The 18,147-nt window shown below is 57.2% G+C and carries 16 protein-coding genes and 5 pseudogenes; 18 read left to right on the top strand and 3 right to left on the bottom strand.

Annotation, left to right across the window (positions count from 1 at the left end):
• Positions 1-59 precede the first annotated feature (59 nt).
• The 4 genes and pseudogenes from FHT75_RS34815 to FHT75_RS34800 form a co-directional block, all read left to right on the top strand.
• The gene (locus FHT75_RS34815; RefSeq protein WP_183845751.1) at positions 60-359 is read left to right on the top strand and encodes a DUF982 domain-containing protein; all 300 of its coding nucleotides are present in this window, start codon (positions 60-62) and stop codon (positions 357-359) included.
• 526 nt (positions 360-885) lie between these two features.
• Positions 886-1,164: a hypothetical protein gene (locus FHT75_RS34810; protein ID WP_183845752.1), complete on the top strand. Its 279-nt coding sequence runs from the start codon at positions 886-888 to the stop codon at positions 1,162-1,164.
• Positions 1,165-1,225: 61 nt separating this feature from the next.
• Positions 1,226-1,447, top strand: coding sequence for a hypothetical protein (locus FHT75_RS34805; RefSeq protein ID WP_183845753.1), 222 nt, complete (start codon positions 1,226-1,228; stop codon positions 1,445-1,447).
• Positions 1,448-2,153: 706 nt separating this feature from the next.
• Positions 2,154-2,870, top strand: a pseudogene (locus tag FHT75_RS34800) (IS3 family transposase); the annotation flags it as partial.
• A gap of 23 nt (positions 2,871-2,893) precedes the next feature.
• Here the strand turns inward: FHT75_RS34800 and FHT75_RS34795 are convergent.
• Positions 2,894-4,957, bottom strand: a complete 2,064-nt coding sequence (locus tag FHT75_RS34795) for a recombinase family protein (protein ID WP_183845754.1) — start codon at positions 4,955-4,957, stop codon at positions 2,894-2,896.
• Positions 4,947-5,144 carry a hypothetical protein gene (locus FHT75_RS34790; RefSeq protein ID WP_037145433.1) on the bottom strand — a complete coding sequence of 66 codons (198 nt, stop codon included), beginning with the start codon at positions 5,142-5,144 and terminating at the stop codon, positions 4,947-4,949. Before FHT75_RS34790 ends, FHT75_RS34795 begins: the two co-directional genes overlap by 11 nt.
• A 342-nt stretch (positions 5,145-5,486) precedes the next feature.
• Here FHT75_RS34790 and FHT75_RS34785 point away from each other — a divergent pair.
• Positions 5,487-5,666: pseudogene (locus tag FHT75_RS34785) on the top strand (IS3 family transposase); the annotation flags it as partial.
• 25 nt (positions 5,667-5,691) lie between these two features.
• A pseudogene (locus FHT75_RS34780) lies at positions 5,692-6,822 on the top strand (OB-fold nucleic acid binding domain-containing protein); the annotation flags it as partial.
• A gap of 15 nt (positions 6,823-6,837) precedes the next feature.
• On the opposite strand, the gene FHT75_RS34775 reads toward FHT75_RS34780, so the two are convergent.
• Positions 6,838-7,866, bottom strand: a complete 1,029-nt coding sequence (locus FHT75_RS34775) for a LacI family DNA-binding transcriptional regulator (RefSeq protein ID WP_183845755.1) — start codon at positions 7,864-7,866, stop codon at positions 6,838-6,840.
• 328 nt (positions 7,867-8,194) lie between these two features.
• Here FHT75_RS34775 and FHT75_RS34770 point away from each other — a divergent pair, with 328 nt between their 5' ends.
• The 12 genes and pseudogenes from FHT75_RS34770 (at position 8,195) to FHT75_RS34715 (ending at position 18,105) form a co-directional block, all read left to right on the top strand.
• Entirely contained in the window at positions 8,195-9,160 is a 966-nt protein-coding gene (locus tag FHT75_RS34770) for a substrate-binding domain-containing protein (protein ID WP_183845756.1), read from the top strand.
• Positions 9,161-9,248: 88 nt separating this feature from the next.
• Entirely contained in the window at positions 9,249-10,304 is a 1,056-nt protein-coding gene (locus FHT75_RS34765) for an ABC transporter permease (RefSeq protein ID WP_183845757.1), read from the top strand.
• A 10-nt stretch (positions 10,305-10,314) separates the two neighbouring features.
• Entirely contained in the window at positions 10,315-11,139 is an 825-nt protein-coding gene (locus FHT75_RS34760) for an ATP-binding cassette domain-containing protein (protein ID WP_183845758.1), read from the top strand.
• An 86-nt stretch (positions 11,140-11,225) separates the two neighbouring features.
• Positions 11,226-12,227, top strand: a complete 1,002-nt coding sequence (locus tag FHT75_RS34755) for a Gfo/Idh/MocA family oxidoreductase (RefSeq protein WP_210299167.1) — start codon at positions 11,226-11,228, stop codon at positions 12,225-12,227.
• A complete protein-coding gene (locus FHT75_RS34750) occupies positions 12,224-13,183 on the top strand; it encodes a sugar phosphate isomerase/epimerase family protein (RefSeq protein ID WP_183845759.1) in 960 nt (319 codons plus the stop codon). The genes FHT75_RS34755 and FHT75_RS34750 overlap by 4 nt, the downstream gene beginning before the upstream one ends.
• A gap of 1 nt (position 13,184) precedes the next feature.
• Positions 13,185-13,958 (top strand): TIM barrel protein, encoded by a 774-nt coding sequence (locus FHT75_RS34745; protein ID WP_183845760.1) that lies wholly within the window; start codon positions 13,185-13,187, stop codon positions 13,956-13,958.
• A gap of 38 nt (positions 13,959-13,996) precedes the next feature.
• Positions 13,997-14,998 carry an inositol 2-dehydrogenase gene (iolG, locus tag FHT75_RS34740; RefSeq protein WP_183845778.1) on the top strand — a complete coding sequence of 334 codons (1,002 nt, stop codon included), beginning with the start codon at positions 13,997-13,999 and terminating at the stop codon, positions 14,996-14,998.
• Positions 14,999-15,385: 387 nt separating this feature from the next.
• Complete coding sequence (locus FHT75_RS34735; RefSeq protein WP_183845761.1) at positions 15,386-15,685, top strand: MurR/RpiR family transcriptional regulator; 300 nt, start codon at positions 15,386-15,388, stop codon at positions 15,683-15,685.
• Between the two features lie 230 nt (positions 15,686-15,915).
• Positions 15,916-16,754 (top strand): annotated as a pseudogene (locus tag FHT75_RS34730) (helix-turn-helix domain-containing protein).
• 316 nt (positions 16,755-17,070) lie between these two features.
• The gene (locus FHT75_RS34725) at positions 17,071-17,379 is read left to right on the top strand and encodes a type II toxin-antitoxin system RelB/DinJ family antitoxin (RefSeq protein WP_183845762.1); all 309 of its coding nucleotides are present in this window, start codon (positions 17,071-17,073) and stop codon (positions 17,377-17,379) included.
• Positions 17,380-17,403: 24 nt separating this feature from the next.
• Positions 17,404-17,556, top strand: a pseudogene (locus FHT75_RS34720) (type II toxin-antitoxin system RelE/ParE family toxin); the annotation flags it as partial.
• Between the two features lie 390 nt (positions 17,557-17,946).
• Positions 17,947-18,105 (top strand): hypothetical protein, encoded by a 159-nt coding sequence (locus FHT75_RS34715; protein ID WP_183845763.1) that lies wholly within the window; start codon positions 17,947-17,949, stop codon positions 18,103-18,105.
• Positions 18,106-18,147: the final 42 nt, after the last annotated feature.

Genomic DNA, 18,147 nt, shown 5'->3' with positions numbered 1-18,147 from the left:
GAACAAGGGCGCCGTCACGACGGCGCCCATTAACATTCCGGGTTGGAAAGGAGAGAGCGATGAAACCCGATATGTTCAAACAGCCTGTTTCCATTCTTGTCGGCCTTGGCTTCCCAGCAGAGGTTCGCAGCGTCATAGATGCCTACCGGCATCTTTCCGAGTGTTCGACGTCACTCAGGGACAGCGCGCATGCGATTGCGCTGAAGGCCTGCAGCGCGGCACTGCATGGCGAGATCGAAGCAGAAACCGCGCGTGGCCTGTTTGCGGCCTTCGCCGAGAAACACGATCTGCTGGCGCCGGAAACCAATATGATCGCGGTCTCACGACTGCGGCGTGACCGCGATCCACACGTACAGTGAGGTGGTCCAGACGACAAGCTAAATGGCCTTTTTCAGTACATTAGCGGCCGCCCAACGCACAGAAGAGTTAGTGCTCGGGGTTAAGCAAATGATCGCTGAGCGGCCAAGAATAAAATATCAAATATCGAGCGGCAGTTGTAGTTCAAATTTCTACGGCGCGACGGTTAAATCTTTTCGCCGCGCAAACAGACATTCCGGTAGGTACCAAGGATGTGGATCTGATAAAACTCCGCAGAGAGTAATTGATTGTAAAGTGGGGCACGTTCGTCTAAGCCATTTTCAGCGCCAAAGGCGAGATCTAGAAACCACCCCCCTCATTTATCCCCCGCTCACGCGGGGGTACTCATTGCAGGTACTAGGCTGGGTCGGGCCGTTTCTTGATCCAAGGCCATCGAGCGGGGGTCAACTGACGTCTCGTGCGATGTCAACCTCCCGGTAACCTAGACAGCTCTTTACGGTCGTACGGCAGGTTGTTTTCCGCTATGCGTATTTCTCGTTAAGCTTGCGTAAGGGGAGCGGCATATCAATGAACTCCACCATGCCGATAACAGTGCACAACTGGTTCGACGGCACCCCGAACAAAAAGTTCGGCTCCCTATTAAATGCTGTAGAATATGTAGGAAAGTTCTCCAGCGACCTCACGGCGATAGAAATCCTCTACCATATCGGCGATCATCAATATCGGATCATTTCGGGCAACAAACTGGCCGCGATGATTACCCAGGTCAAGGCGCGCCACCTATTGCAGATCCTGCTCGCCTCCGCGGCCGTTACTCACGAGCGGCAGGCCGCGCAAGCATCTTGAAGAGATGCGTCGCGAACCTATCTGAATCCATAGGCGATTAATCTCGACGGAGGAGCAGGTTATGTCGCTGCTAAGTCTCCTTTATCTGGATGATCATGGCGTTGAACTGGTCTCCAATGCCGTTAGGCAGTGGTGTCAGGTCCGCCGGGTCTCAAACCAAACCATCCAAGGCCAGAAAGCCTTGAATATTGCTGTCGACAAGGTACTTGCCGGTGAAACGTCGCCGGCGGCGATTGTTGAGGCAATCGATAGCGGTATGCAGGTCGACCTCACCGGCAAATAGCTCGCGAGGAAATGACCATTTGGTGCGGAACCGCACGGAACTTATCCGACTGTCTGGTGTTGGACGAAAAGGATCGCACAGGTGGCCCCATACTGGGGCCGTCCGCTTCCCTTCCTTCCTGTGCGATCCGACCTTTCCAGCAACTCCCCGGTTCGGCGAAATCAAAGAATTCCTCGGTACGGGGACAATAGTCTTCGTTGATGGTAAGGTGCCTCGCCGTGCGGAGATGTGTAAAGCCACACGACACTTCGCCATGCGGTCCACTCGTACACCTGAGCCTGCCCCGCTCCCAAAAAAGCGGGGCCTTTTTTTGGCAATTGACGACGTTCCAGGTGAGCGTTGGTGTCATGCGTTTGCGTGTCTTTTTGGCAGGTGGTCCCTTTCGTTTCTAGGCAATGTTCTTATTTTGTTCTTACTAGTGATTTAGTCAATCAGGAATCTGTTGGAGGCCGAATGGAGGAGTGGACATTGGCACCTGAATGCCTTGTCGCTGAGGCAAATCAACGTGGTTTTGCCCTGTGGACAACTTGTGGGTTCAGCGAACTGGCATTGAGGCGTGGCCAGTGAACATGATCCGGCCACGCACTCGCAATTCGTCGATGCGATCGACACTGAACTCTTCGGAGGGATAGCCGGCAGCGACGTTGTCAGATGTCAGGGATAACTCTCCATCCATCGACCAACGCGCCCGTGCTCGCCTGGTCGCATGAAGGCCGTCATGGGTCTTTCGGAGCGTCGGGCCTGCCAGATCATATCTGCCGACCGCAAGACGATCCGTTATCGGTCAAGTCGACCGCCGGAGGTCGATCTGCGAGCGAAGCTGCGCGACCTCGCCAACGAGCGGCGGCGTTTTGGCTACCGTCGGCTGTTCATCCTGCTTCGGCGAGATGGAGAGCCGTCCGGCGTCAATCGCATATACCGTCTTTATCGCGAGGAAGGGCTTTCCGTTCGCAAGCGAAAGGCCCGGCGGCGTGCTGTCGGCACGCGTGCACCGATCCTGGTCGAGGCGAAAGCCAATGCCCGCTGGTCGCTGGATTTCGTCCACGACCAGTTTGCCTGCGGCAGACGATTCCGGGTCTTGAATGTCGTTGATGACGTGACGCGCGAATGCCTGGCAGCGATCCCGGACACGTCTATCTCTGGTCGACGTGTTGCTCGAGAACTGACAACGCTGATCGAACGACGCGGCAAGCCCGGAATGATTGTCTCCGACAACGGCACCGAACTAACGTCGAATGCCATTCTCGCCTGGTCGAGGGATCACAAGGTGGAGTGGCACTACATCGCGCCGGGGAAGCCGATGCAGAACGGCTATGTCGAGAGTTTCAACGGTCGGATGCGCGACGAGTTGCTCAACGAGAGCCTCTTCTTCGGCCTCGATCATGCCCGCAGCGCCATTGCTGAATGGGCTGACGACTACAATCTTGTTTCATAACACCCATCTTTCTATGTCATTGAAGGGAATAGATTTTCCTGATCTGGAGGCGATCCCGCGGGGTGGCGAGGGTTCTTCCGGGCACGATCGAGAATCTGACGTGCTTGCGGGGTCGCGAGTTTGGAACGGCTGAAGATCCATGGGCCATCGGGTAGCGGATGAGCCCCCTTAATATCGCCAGCCTCGGCCGCCAGACGCAGCGTCTTTGGCGATATCCCGAGTAACTTCGCCGCACCGCCCAGATTAAGCCATGGCTCAACCCCGTCGATCTGCGGACGGAAGACCGGAATCTTGCGATATGACCTCAGCGCGGTGACCCGCTCCCGTGTCCAGCGATTGCCATTGCCGGTCGTCAGTCCGTTGCGATTGAGGACACCGGCAATCACATCATCATTGGCGATCAAGACGAGCTGTTTCACAGCGTCGACAATGTCGTCAGGGGTCGCGTTTCTTTGGCCACGGTGTCGCTTCGGCAGGCGCAGTTCGGTGTGGACGCCTCCAACCCAATGAATGACGAGGACGATCTCAGAGGTTCCATCATCAAGATCGGCGACCACTTCATTGATGAGCGTGCGCACGATGCGCTTCTTCAGCCTTGCATCGGTTGTCGTCGCCGTCCAGACGGCGCGAAGGTTTCCCGCAAGTGCGGTTACCTGTGATGCGGACATGGGGAACGGATGCGGCGTAATTGTCCGATGTTTGGCAATCTTGGCCTCGATCTCACCGACGCCAGTCAGCGCCTTGTTCCAGCGTGCTTCCAGCTCCGACGTCACCAGCCTATTCTCCGGATCAGCCGCGTCATATTGCCGGAATGCCCGGTCGGCTACATAGCGTGCTGCCTCGAGGTCGCGCATCAGGGCATCCTGAACCTGATCGCGTTGGTTGGCCATATTGCGTTCCGCCTCGACGGCGGCGGCAATGGCTCCTGGCTCGACCACGCCGAGAAGTGCCTCTTCGATCGCGTCATCGACCCGCAGACCGCCGAAGGCGATGCAACGTGGTTCGCCGTTGTCGAGCAACCCTCGCCAACAGGAATAGCGCGGGATGTTATGGTTGGCTCCTGTGTAACGAACCGTCAGCTTCCGGCCGCACCTTTTGCAGCGGAACAGGCCGGCAAGCAGAGCGTCGCCATGCTTCGGCGCTCCATGATGGCGACTGGCCGGTACATTGTCGCTGACCATCTTGCGGATCTCCTCCGCCCGTTCCCAACTGATGTAACCTTCGTGCGCATCCGGGATCAGCGCCAGCCATTCATCACGCGCCTTGCGGCGAATTCCAGATCGGCCATCGTATCCCGGTACGGAACGACTCTTACCATAAGCATAAGCGCCGCCGTAGATCGGGTTCGCAATCATCCGGTGGATGGTGGCATAATTTGGCCTGCGCCAGATGACGTCACCGTTGGCGCACCTGACGGGCAGGTCCAACCCCTGCTCAAGGAACCATAGCAAGGCCTGCCGGGCACTCCCGAGTTCGGTGACCTTGTTGAAGACGAGTGCGATGGCTTCCTGGATGCGTCGGTCTGGATCCTTCTCGATCCCATCACCGGCCTTTACGAAGCCGGCCGGAACAGTGACGACGAGTTCACCGCGGCGAGCCTTCTCATAGCGGGCGGAAAGGGAACGCTGACGCAAGAGATCGAGTTCATACTCGTTGAGGCTGCCCTTCAAACCCAGGAGCAGGCGGTCGTTGCCCTGGCGGGGCGCATAAACTGCTTCCTGGTCGACCAGGACGGTATCGACAACGCGGCACATCTCGATGAGTTGCTGCCAATCGCGGCTGTTCCGGGCGAAGCGCGATACCTCACGCGCGGCCACGGCGCCTACCTTGCCAAGGCAGACTTCCGCCACCATCCGATCAAATCCAGCGCGGGTCACGCCGCCGGCGGCCGAACGACCAAGGTCGTCATCCACCGTCTCTATATGTGACCACCCAAGCGCTGCCAGACGGTCGCACATGGCGTACTGGAGGGCGCTGCTCTCTCGATTGTGCAGAACCTGGTGAGCCGAGGACTGCCGAACATAGAGGATGGCCTTCCGCTCCAGATGATGCGGCGCGATCTTCTCATGCATCATGACCGGCCTCCTTCTGTTGGCAGGCATGTCCGCACTTTGCGTGATCGACGAACAGCCGCACGATGAGCACCGTCAACGCTTGGCGGGTCTCCTCCGGCAACTCCGGCCATTGCGGCGTCCCTGCCGTCTTCCCCCGCTGCGGGGCCGAGAACAGATCGAACTGGCATGTCATGGGCTGGCGAGGCATGAACATCTCTCCGACTCGTTTCGTGAGAGACCAATGCTGCGCCCATTACCGAAGATTGCGATGAGCCATCAGCGTCCTTCAGCAATCTTGCCAAAGTATGCAGGCTTGCGAGATCGACGTGCGGGACCGCCAGGCTGCGCCAACAACCACTCACTGATCGGTCGAACATCCATGCTGGGACCTCAAGAAGTCGACCAGAAGAAGAACCAGAAAGGCTGCAGCGGAAAATATGCGTCCCTTTGGACACCGCCTCATGCACGTGAACAAGCCGTCCGGACCAGGGATGCCACGGATACAGAAGCTCGCGAACCTCGGTCCCGTGGGTGTTCTGTCGTCGTGTTGTATAACCATTTCCGGCCACACTCGTCGCTCGGATACCAGACCCCGGCAGGCTACGCCGGGAGCATCGCCGCAACCGGCTCCAACGCTGCGCAAGATGAAAGCTTCGCGTTTCCGCCGGTTGCTCCCACCGCGCCAGTTGGCGTATTCAAAGCCGCCGAGGCTCTAATCGCAGCCGGATGAAACTTCCGTGGCAGGTCATGACCCCTCCTACGGATTTCCGGAAAGCCACGCCGCGAGTTTTGCGCTCATCGCCTATGCCTCCAGCTTCGTGAAATGCCATTACGCGGACGCGTTCTGCGCGGCCTTGATCAACAGCCAACCGATGGGTTTCTATGCAGTCGCCCAGATCGTCGGCGACGCCCGCAACCACGGTGTGGAGATCCGGCCGGTCTGTATCAACCGCTCTCGCTGGGACTGCACGCTCGAGCCGGTAGTGGGTGACGAGCGCCGCCATGCCGTTCGCCTGGGGATGCGTCTGGTCCGTGGCCTGGCCGCAGTCGACGCAGCACGCATCGTGGCGGCCCGCGCCGATCAGCCCTTCGACAGCATCGATGACATGTGGCGGCGCGCGAGCGTTCCGGCAGCATCGTTGGTCGAACTGGCTGAAGCCGATGCTTTTCTGCCATCGCTCGAACTTCAACGACGAGACGCGCTGTGGGCGATCAAAGCTTTGCGCGACAAGCCATTGCCGCTCTTTGTTGCCGCGGCCGAGCGTGAGTTGAAGACGATCGCCGAGCAGCAGGAGCCTGATGTCGAACTCCGGCAGATGACAGATGGGCACAACGTCATCCAGGACTACAGCCATACCGGCCTGACCCTGCGCGAGCATCCGATCGCGTTTTTGCGCAAGGACCTTGCCGCTCGAAGCATCGTCACCTGCCGAGAAGCCATGTCTGCTCGCGATGGCCGTTGGTTGATGACCGCGGGCCTCGTTCTCGTCCGTCAGATGCCGGGTTCGGCAAAGGGTGTGATGTTCCTGACGATCGAGGACGAGACCGGTCCGGCAAACATCGTAGTCTGGCCAAAGCTCTTCGAACGGCGCCGGCGCGTTGTGCTCGGGTCAAGCATGATGGCGATCAACGGCCGAATCCAACGGGAAGGGGACGTCGTGCACCTTATCGCCCAACAGCTGTTTGATCTGTCGGGCGACCTATCCGCACTGGCGGATCGTGATGGGGAGTTCAAACTGCCGACGGGTCGCGGTGACGAGTTCGCCCATGGATCGCCGGGAAGTCCGGATTCGCGGGATCGGGCGCCGGCGGTCAAGCCGAGGGATATTTTCGTGCCCGACCTTCATATCGATACACTGAAAATCAAAAGCCGGAATTTTCATTAGGAATCCACCTCGTCATCAAACGCTCTCCGGGCTGTACATATCGAATGGAAACGTGATCCTGAATACCCCGTTGTCGGGACCTGCGTTCTTCGCTTTCACCAGAGTTGCAATAGTCTCTGATGCAAAACGCTCTATGGGGTGTGACAGGATCAGCGAAATCGTACCGTCTATCAAAGCAGCCCGCGTATCTTCAAAGAGTTCATAGCCTACGGTAACGAAGTCTTCCCGTTTTGGAGTAGCCCTGAGTGCAGCTATAGCACCTGTAACACCACCCCCTGAGATGAATAATCCGCACATATCCGGATGGTCTGTCAGCAGCTTTTCGACATGTTCACGGGCAACCACGGCTGACTCGTAAGTTGGCAACGGTTCGAGCAGCGTGAATTCCGAATTGTGTTCACGGAAGTACGAACGAAACCCGCTTTCGTTCATTTCCTGGTTTCGCAATCGGTGGCTGCCCACAAGAATGCCTATTTTCCCCGGCTGTCTCACCATGCGGTCAAACGCCCAGGCAGCAGTGCGTCCTACCTTCCAATTATCGAGCCCGACAAAGCTGATGCCTCCCTTGGCCGTGAGGGGGCCGATAAGTGAAACGACCGGCACGCCGCTTTCAAGAACTGCGTCAATCGCGTCAGCAACGGCAGGATGTTGTGGCGCTACAATCGCAAGTGCTTCGCATCGCCCACCGAGCGACTGAATATGTGCCGCGACTTTCTCCGGCGTAAGGTCTTCCATGTACTCGACCGTCAGATCGATATTGCAGGCGGGATAAGCTTCCGCAGCTTGCGCAATTGAATCGCCGAGTAGGCGATAGAAGCGTCTCTCCCGTCGCTGCAGCAAAATCCCGACGCGGTGGGTCACCTCTTGTGCCTTCGCCGCCTGTTTGATGGTGCCAAGTCCGTAGAAGCCGATTTCCTCAGCGGCTACCAAAACGCGTGTGCGCGTATCGCTCCGCACCGATTCAGGCTCGGACAGTACGCGATTGACCGTCGACACGGATACACCTGCAGCTTTTGCCAAGTCTGGAATGGTTGGTCTCTTCATGTCAAAAATTCCATTACTCTGGTTTCGGTCATTTCAAAAACTATCATTCATTCGATTTACCGAAATGATTTGAGACGATTTTCTGAAGTGACAATAATCCAGATTGACCTGAAAGATGTCAACGTAGCATTCATTGCGCGTTGACAGTGCTTAGCGATCTAGGAGCCGTCAGCGCTTTGGGGGGAGGCCCAGCGCAATATTTGGACGAGGAGGCTCAACGTCGTTGTGTTGAGATCGCGGATCTGCGCGTGCCTACCGGGATCGGCCGAACGGCCAAAAAATATGTCGAGCCGCAGCCATGCGGCTTTAACCTGAGGAGGAATTCGACATGTCACTCACCAAGAAAATCGCCACCGCAGCCATGGCATTCATGCTGGCATCCACCGCTCATGCGGGTGACACGGATATCGCTGTCATCGTGGGTTCGGCCCAAGACGGCTTCTGGAACATGGTCAAGAAGGGCGTCGATGATGCTTCGCTAATGGTCAAGGCTAACGGCGGCACCGTCAATTTCATGCAGACCCAGAACTATGACAACTTCGGCCCCGACCTCGCTTCGCTAATCGAACAGGCTGTAGCCCAGGGTGCTAAAGGCATCGCTATCCCGAACTGGCTGCCAGAATCCGAAACCCCTGCTCTGAAGGCTGCGCGGGACAAGGGCGTGGTGATCATCTCCTTCAACGCTGGCCAGAGCGAGATGGATAATTACGGCTCGCTAAACTACTTCGGGTCGGACGAATATCTGGCAGGTGTTGAGGGGGGCAAGTATCTCGCTTCTCATGGTGCAAAGAAAATCCTCTGCCACATCCAGAACCCAGGTGCCGTAAACCTCGAAACCCGCTGCAAGGGCGTTCAAGACGGTGCGAAGAAGGCTGGCGCAGACACCTTCATCCTCCGTGTTCCTGCTAACCTTGATCAGGACATGAATGGTACCTCTGAAGCAATCAAATCCGAGTTGATCGCCGATCCGTCCATTGACGCCGTCATCACGCTCGCTGCTTGGGCTGCAGATGCTGCCGCTAGCTCCATCGATCAGCAGAGCAAGACTGGCAAGATTCAGCTTGGCACCTTCGATATGTCCGCCTCGGTTCTGGATCGCATTTCGAAGGGCAGCCAGACGTTCGCAATCGACCAGCAGCCTTATCTGCAGGGATTCCTCGCAACCTCCATGCTGTTTGCAAACCTGAAGTTCGGCACTGCGATTGCAACGAAGCCGGTTCTGACTGGTCCGGCGATTGTCGACAAGACCAATGTTGGTTCCGCAATCGAAGGCGTCAAGCTCGGCGCGCGTTGAGGCTGGCCTGAGGCTGAGACCTGGCCGCTAACCTGGCCGGGTCTCATCCATGCTCCCCTCGTCTGCGTTAACTGAGGATTTTGCTTCCATGACCGCTACAAACCTAAAAACCAGCACCGTTGAAACACCCGCCGTCGAGAGTGAATCGGCCATTTCATCCATTAAGGCCTTTTTTCGCACCCCTGCCGCTGGTGCTTTCATGGGTTTCGTGGCTGTATTCATCCTTTTTGCGATGTTCGGATATAGCCGCAACTTTTTGTCAGTAGCTGGTGTAACGACGTGGGTGAATTTCGCGTCACTTATAGGAATGATTGCAATTCCGGTCGGGTTCCTGATGATCGCCGGTGAACTCGATATTTCAACCGGTGCTGTACTTCCCGCGTCTACGATGACAGTTGCGATTGTCTGCGAGCACTATCAGATGCCTGTGCTAGTCGGTGTAGCTGCAGCGCTTGCCATCGGTGCACTGATCGGCTTCATCAATGGATACATCGTCACTCACACACGCGTGCCGTCGTTCATCGTGACATTGGCGACGCTCTTTGCAGTGGCAGGCATCACGCTCTACCTGTCGATCTTCTTCATCAACAACACCAATTCCTTCTATCACGCGCCAGATTGGGCAAAATCGCTCTTCGGCGGGAAGGTATATGGCTTCAATTCTTCCGTCTTCTGGTGGGGCGGCCTTATCGCAGCATTCGTCTTCTTTCTGCACTACTCTCCGAAGGGAAGCTGGGTCTTCGCTCTTGGTGGTGACCAAGAAAGCGCGAGAAACGCAGGTATTCCTGTAACCAGGATGAAGATTGCCCTCTTCATGCTGTGTTCCACGTCCGCGGCCTTCGCTGGTGTCCTTCAGGTGATGACATTCAGCTCCGCAACGTCTCAGGCTAATTTTGGCCTAATCTTCAACACCATTATCGCCGTGGTCGTCGGTGGCGTTCTCCTCACAGGTGGTTTTGGTACTGTAATGGGCATTGTCTTCGGGGTGCTCACCCTTTCGATCGTAACCCAAGCTATTGGTTTCACAGAGATCGACAGAAACCTGTCCTTCCTGATTATCGGTGTCATGCTTTTGATCGCTGTCCTGCTCAACGACACGTTTCGTCATTTGGCCACCAGCTGGTCGACGTCCAAGAAGAAATAAGGAGAGCGCAATGTCCGCTAAGAAACCCGTTCTCGAATTTCGAAAAGTCGACAAATCGTTTGGTCATATTGATGCTCTGAACGATATCAGCATCAAGGTGGTCGAGGGCGAAGTGCTCTGCCTCCTTGGCGACAACGGCGCGGGTAAGTCCACGCTCATCAAAACCCTGTCTGGTGTCTATCAGCCGACGCGTGGCGAAATTCTGATGGATGGCGAGCCCACACTTTTCTCCAGTCCCCGTGAGGCTCAGGAACGCGGGATAGCTACTGTTCACCAATTCGGTGGGACATATCCCTTGATGTCCATAGGACGTAACTTTTTTATGGGTTCGGAGCCGACAAGGGGTTGGGGACCGTTCAAGTATTTTGACCGCAAAACCGCCAACCGAGTGGCAGTTGCAGAGGTTCAGAAAATGGGGATCACACGCATCACCGACGGGGATCGTTTGGTCGGTGGCCTTTCCGGAGGGGAACGCCAGTCGCTCGCGATTGCCCGTGCTGTCTATTTCGGAGCCCGTGTTCTCATCCTTGATGAGCCGACGGCAGCCCTTGGCGTCAAGCAGGCTGCTCACGTACTGCGTATCGTCAATGAAGCCAAGCGTCGTGGCCTCGCAGTCATTTTCATCACCCACCAGGTCATGCATGCCATGGCAGTGGGGGATCACTTCGCAGTGCTCATTCGTGGTGCAATTGCGGCTGACTTTCGCAAGGGGGAAAAGACACGCGAGCAGATCGCTGATCTGATGGCCGGCGGTGAATCCATGGCTAGTCTCGAAGCCTCTATTGAAGGCTATATGGAGACCCATGACGGTCTTCCGCCACCGCCCGCTCAATGACTGATATTGGCATAGCCGCCAAGTAGTAAATTTGTTGAATGAAACCGGTTGGGCTTTGGGTCAACCGAATGGAAGGAGTTTGTCCAATGGTGCGTGTAGCAGTCATTGGTGCGGGGCTGATGGGCGCTGACCACGCCAAGATCGTCGCGGAGGAGATGCCGGGCGCGAGCCTTCAGGTGGTCTGCGACATGGATGAAGTCCGCGCTCGTAAGGTCGCCGATGCCCATGGTGCAGCAGACGTGGCAAGCAATCCGGAAGCCGTGATTGCCCGTGCCGATGTGGATGCGGTGATCGTCGCGAGCCCGGACTTCACTCATGCGCCGCTGTCACTCGTGTGCATCAACGCGGGCAAGAAGGTACTCTGCGAAAAGCCGCTATCGCAGTCCTCGGCCGAGTGCCTTTCAGTCATGCAGGCCGAACAGGAAGTTGGTCAAAAGTTCGTCCAGCTCGGCTTCATGCGGCGCTACGACCAGTCCTATGTCGAGATGAAAGAGGCAATTGAAAATGGCACGCTTGGCCGAGCCCTGATGATGCACAACTTCCACCGCAATGTGGAAACGCCAGCCTCCGACTTCACCGGTGCCATGGCAATCACCAATTCCGCCCCGCATGAGTTCGACGTCGTGCGCCATGTACTTGGCACCGAATATACCTGGATCTCTGCCTTCCAGCCGAAACGCTCCGATCGACGCGTCGCGCCCGTCTTCATGGTCCTCGAAACCGTCGATGGCCAGCTCGTCAACATCGAGATCAACAACAACGCTGCGTACGGCTACGACGTTCGTGCCGAACTCGTGGGCGAGCAGGCGAGCATTTCCATGAGCCATGTCGCTTATACCCATCTCGAACGCTCGCTTGGCGGCCACACCGGCTACGATGCCGATTGGCGGACCCGCTACTTCGATGCCTATCGCCGCCAGAACCGCGCCTTCCTACGCTTCGTCGACACAGACGTGTTTCCCGAGATCGCATCAAACTGCTGGGATGGCTATGCCGCAGCCGTTGCCGCCGAGGCAGGCGTAGCGGCACTCGCTTCCGGGCAAAAGCAGCTCGTCACCATGATTTCCAAGCCGGAGTTCTACGCATGAAACTGGGTTTTGTATCTGACAGCCTCGGCGGCATGCCGCTTGAAGACCTTCTCGACACCGCTGCCCGCATGGCCGTCTCCGGTATAGAGGTCAACACCTGCGGCTGGTCGACCGCACCGCATTTCGATCTCAAATCCATGCTGAGTAACACGGTCGCGCAAAAGGACTTCCTCAAGGGCTTTTCAGATCGTGGGCTTGATGTGATCTGCCTGAATGCCAATGGCAATCCGCTTCACCCGACCGATCCGGCTCAGGGCGAAGGTCTGAAGAACACCATCCGGGTCGCAGGCGAGATGGGCATCAAGACGGTCTGCACCATGTCTGGCCTGCCTGCGGGCAATCCGTCCGATACCATGCCGAACTGGGTTGTCTCTTCCTGGCCGCCGGAAACGCAGGCGATCCTCAAATACCAGTGGGAAGAGAAACTCTTCCCGTTCTGGACCGAGATCGTGGCGCTGGCAAATGAATGCGGTGTGGAAAAGATTGCGCTCGAACTGCATGGCAACCAGTGCGTCTACAATGTGCCGTCTCTATTCAGGCTCCGCAACGAAGTCGGCCCTATCGTTGGCGCGAACCTCGATCCCTCCCACCTCTTCTGGATGGGAGCCGATCCGCTGATCGCGACGGAAGCACTGGGCAATGCAGTCTATCACGTCCATGCCAAGGACACATTCCTGAATGCGCCCAAGCAGGCAGTGACCAGCCTCCTCGAAAACGGCAGCCTGACCAACATTCCGGCCCGCTCCTGGTCCTACATCACGCTCGGCTTCGGCCACGGTGAGGAGTGGTGGCGACAGTTTTGCTATCGCCTGAAGATGGCTGGCTACGACGGCTGGCTTTCAATTGAACATGAGGACGTGCTTCTCAACTCACTTGAGGGCCTCGAAAAATCCGTGGCCCTTCTCAAGGGTGTCATGCCGGTTGCACCGGCCGATTTCAAACTTCAGGAAATCTAAGATGAGCTTCCAACTTGCCGCTTGCGCCGAAATGCTCTGGCGCGACGAACCAATCGAATGGCGGGCAAGCCGCCTGAAGGAAATGGGCTTCGGCGTCGGCCTGTGGAACTGGCCCGCCTGGAATCTTGATGCGCTTGAAAAAACCGGTGCCACTTTCACTATCATGAATGGCTATCTCGTAGGTCGGCTCACCGATGCAGATGGCTGCGAGATGCTTCTAGCGTCTGCCAAGGACACGGCGAAGGTCGGCAAGCGGCTCGGTGTCCACCGGCTCAATCTGCATGGCACGGGGCTTGGCGACATGGGCATTCCGATTCCGAAGATCGGTGCCTTCGCGCCGGGCATGGAACAGCGGGCTCGCGATACACTCAACCGCATCTGCGATCTGGCAGAAGCCGAAGGTCAGGTCTTCACGCTGGAAAACCTCAACCCAATCGATCATCCCGGTTGCCCCTTCGGCTCGACGGCAGACGTGCTTGCCCTCGTTGCGGCCGTCAACCGCCCGCAGCTGCGTATTAATCTCGATCTCTACCATACCCAGATCGGCGAAGGTGATCTTATCCGCTGGTGCGAAGCCTGCCTGCCCTGGATCGGTGAAGTTCAGGTGGCTGATAATCCCGGCCGTTGCGAGCCGGGCACGGGCGAAGTGAACTGGCATGGCGTCGCAAAGGCTCTGAAATCCATGGGCTACGCGGGGCCGGTCGGCATGGAAGCCTTTGCCTCTGGTGATCCGGAAGCTGCACTCGAAGGCTTCCGCACCGCTTTCACTATCTGAACGCTATTTTCCGAAGAGGATCATCCATGTCATCCACCATTCTGAACGTCGGCCTTTTGGGCGCGGGCCGTATCGCCGGCGTCCATGCCACCGCCATTTCCACCAATCCCGGCAGCCGCCTTGTGGCCGTCTCCGACATCAATCACGTCGCCGCTGAGAAAATCGCCGCCCAATATGGCGCGGAAGCCCGCTCGACCGAAGCGATCCTCAATGATCCCGCCATCAATGCCGTGCTGATTGCCACCTCCACCGATACGCATTCCGACTTGATCGAGCGGGCAACGGCAGCAGGCAAGGCCGTGCTTTGTGAAAAACCTGTCGACCTCAGCCTTACCAGGGCTCAGGCTTGCCAGAAGGTGGTCGCCGCTACCGGCAAGCCGGTGATGATCGGCTTCAACCGCCGTTTCGATCCCAACTTTGCGGCTCTCAAGGCAGCAGCCGACCGGGGTGAAATCGGCAAGACGGAACTGCTCTCAATCACTTCTTTCGACCCGGCTCCGCCGCCGGTCGCCTATATTAAGGTCTCGGGCGGGTTGTTCCGGGACATGATGATCCATGATTTTGACATGGCGAACTTTCTCATGGGCGCGGCTCCGGTGAGCATTTCGGCGGTCGGAACGTCCCTCGTCGATCCTGAGATTGGCGCGGCAGGCGATGTCGATACCGCCGTCGTGACCCTTGCCTATGCGGATGGCCGGATCGGCGTGATCAAGAACAGCCGCCGAGCCGTCTATGGTTATGACCAGCGGCTGGAGCTTCTCGGCTCCGAAGGGCTGCTACAGGCGCAGAACATGTTGGAAAACACCTTGGTCAAGTCCACGACTTCCGGTGTGACGGGCGCAAAGCCCACCTATTTCTTCCTCGAACGCTACATGCCCGCCTATGCGGCGGAATGGGCAGCATTTGTCAACGCTGTGAAGACAGGCTCGGCTCTGCCGGTCACGCTTGATGATGGTGTCGCAGCGCTCGCCATGGCGGAGGCGGCAACCCAGTCTGCCAAGAACGGATCCCCCGTGAAATTGGCAGAGGTTCTTGGCTGACCGTTCGGCGAAGCAAAATACTTCTGTCGGACAACTCCTCCTGTTCGATCTAGCGGCGGCCCGAACTTCGGATCGAGCCGCCGCATACTAATGATTTACCGAAGGACAGTGCGACGCGAAGGACTCGATCAACAAGCTGCTGCAACTGCGGGAATGTTCGCCATCCGAAGGAACGGTTTCGTAGACTTCGATCCGTCCGCTTTGTTGAGAATGCAGATTGTGCCGGATGGCTCGTCGTCGAAGCGGGCATGACCCCGCGATCGCGCCTCCGAGAGGATACATGGCGCAGGCCTGTGGTTCCATCCAGGCAAAGTTCACGGGTCAGATGTCAACATCCAGCGATCCTTCCCAATAAGTCATAGCCGAACATGCACCGGAAGCACGAACATGAGCACGGAAAAAACCATTCGAAAGCCGACGACCATCGCCGAGCTCAAGGATATGATTGTTGCAACCGGGCTTAGCCTCCCAGAGCAACAGGAGCGCGTCGCACGCACGGCTCTCGCCCATCCGGAAATTGTAGCATTCGGCACCGCGCAATCGCTTGCAGACCGATGCGTAGTGTCGCGCTCAACCGTCGTTAGAGTGGCCACTGCTCTCGGGTTCGATAACTTCAGGGAGTTCCGACAGGTTTTCCGTCAGCACATCCGGGAGATTTCGATTCGAGCCGCAGAGACCCTATGCTGACAGGAAAGCCGCAATCACCGCCACGAATGGCATCGCATTCGTTCCATAAATAACGGTTATCCCACACGATTGTGTAGGGGCTATTTAGTAATGCGACAGTTGGGCCAGTTAGAGATGCGACAGTCTCGCCTCTCGACGCGCTGGTCAATGCCAACGTTGGGAGCAAGGATGACGACCTTCAGCCTGGTCGAGGCCATGAGCGGTCGGAGTCGTCATGTCCTTTGATCACCATGTCGCAGAAAGAATTGCATCGCCTCGAAGTTATTGAGAAGATTCGTGACGAGCGCCTGAGCGTCGTCCAGGCCGCCGAGCTGCTTGGGCTCAGCCGAAGTCAGATGCACAGGCTGCTGCAGGCCTATGACCATTCCGGTGCGGCCGGCCTGGTTTCGAAGAAGGCCGTGTGGAGCGCGCCAACCAGACGCTGCAGGATCGGCTGGTCAAGGAGTTGCGGCTTCGCGGCATCGATACGATTGAGGCAGCCAACGCTTATGCGCCGGAATTCATGGCAGATTTCAATTCCCGGTTCGGCAAGCAGCCGCGTAATCCTAAGGATATGCACCGGCCGCTGGCCGATCATGAGAACCTGGATGGCGCCATGTGTAGGAAAGAAGCTCGCACGCTGTCGCAATCCCTGACGCTACGCTACGACAAAGTCCTCTTCGTTCTTGAACCAAGTGCCCTCTCCAGACCCTTGGCAGGTAAGAAGGTCGTGGTTTGCGACTATCCGGACGGACGCCTCGAGATTATGCATGAGAGTTACGTCCTGCCCTACAGAACCTTTGATACCTTGCGCTCGGTTCATCGCTCAGTTGTTGTCGAGAACAAGCGTTTGGATGACGTGCTCTCGATGATCATAGAACTGCAGGCCGGGCGGGACGAGCAGCGCAGCAAAAGCGGTCCCCGACGCACCGGGCAGAAGGATCATATGTTCGGCGTTCGCGACGGTAGCACGAGTAACGGCTATCAGAAGCGCGGCCGCAAGCCCGGCCGGCGGACGGACTTCATGAACGATCCGGAGGTCATTGCCAAAAGGCAGAAGGCGCTAGCGCGCATGGAGGCGGCGGAATGAAGGGGCGGGCATAGTCTCAAAGCTAAAGCCGAAGGGGAGCGCCATCACCCACCCCCTCCCTACCCTTGCAACCCGGCCCAGCCGGTTCGGTCGGGGGCTGACCGTCAGAGCCAGGACAGCCAGAGCGTCGCATTTCTAATTGGCCAGCGGCGCCGCATCTCTAACCAGCTTTGACAGATTGATTGAGATTGCGCTCGTCGCTTCAGAGACATTCAAGAGCAACTAGAGGAACGAGAACGGGCGAAGGCGGTCCTAAAAGCACTATGGCGTTTGTCATTCATTTGCATTATCATTTCGCCAAAAAGTGGAGATCGCTATGGCTGCAAATGCACTGGTACAAACTCGTATCGATGCCGATGTTCGGGATCGTGCCTCCGCAGTGCTTGGAAATATGGGGCTGACCGTATCTGATGCGGTTCGTATCTTACTCACCCGAACGGCCAACGAAGGTGCGCTGCCGCTGGAGCTTCTTTCAGGCAGCGAGGCCAACGACGCTTGGTTTCGCACCAAGGTACTTGAAGCGCTGAACGATATTCGACCGGACGTCTCAGATGATGAAGTCGAGGCGCATTTCGCTGAACGTCGAGCGGCAGCTCGCCTTAACGCTGGTGCACGCAAATCGTGAAGCTTATCTGGTCTGCGTTCCGCGAGCGGTCGTGTTGGCAGAATTGCTGGCACCCGCGAACTGGCAATTAACGGCACGCCGTACGTCGCGGCGTATGCAATTACCGAAACAGCGGTTCGTATTCTTCGCGTCCTCCATGGCGCGCAGGAATGGCCAGACACTTTGCCAACGCGCTAGGCTTTGTTCTCGATGGTGAGTCTCAACGGGTCGGTGGTTCGAATCTTTTCAAGGCGAAGATGCTGCTCCAGCATCTGCTTCGACGCCCTCTACGGTTCTCGCTCAACGACGGCTTAGCGCCTCCATGTCGGACGATCGGGCAGACCCGGCCCACACCTGAAAGCGGACGGTCCGTCAAGCCGAAAAGGTGACTGCTTTCCACCAATTCCGAGGGCAACCAGCGTACCCTCGCGTCGAAGCGGCATTATGCTCCGAGTCGGATGGCCGCTCAAAGCGACATTTCGGTTCGATCAGCCAGAAGGCCCTTGCGCCCGAAGACTAGAAAAATAACTTGACACATCTTTATGGTGTGTAATCTTATTATTTGTTGTATTTTGGAGGGCTTGATACATGACCGACAACAATAGCGACGACGAAATCAAGATCACGCTTGACGATATGGAGGTCGTCGAGCAGGTTGAGATAACCAACCCCGAAATTGTTAAGCGCATTAAGGAATTAAAGGATGCCGGTGTGGAAGGGTGGAAAGTCTCAATAGAGAAGACGTGATCTCTCTACTCTCAATTTGATTCTATCAAGAAGCTACGATGG

This window comes from Rhizobium sp. BK112 (genome assembly GCF_014193215.1).
Taxonomy (GTDB): Bacteria; Pseudomonadota; Alphaproteobacteria; order Rhizobiales; family Rhizobiaceae; genus Rhizobium; species Rhizobium anhuiense.
The sequence above is the reverse complement of the archived record's forward strand: the minus strand, read 5'-3'. Positions and strand labels throughout refer to the sequence as shown.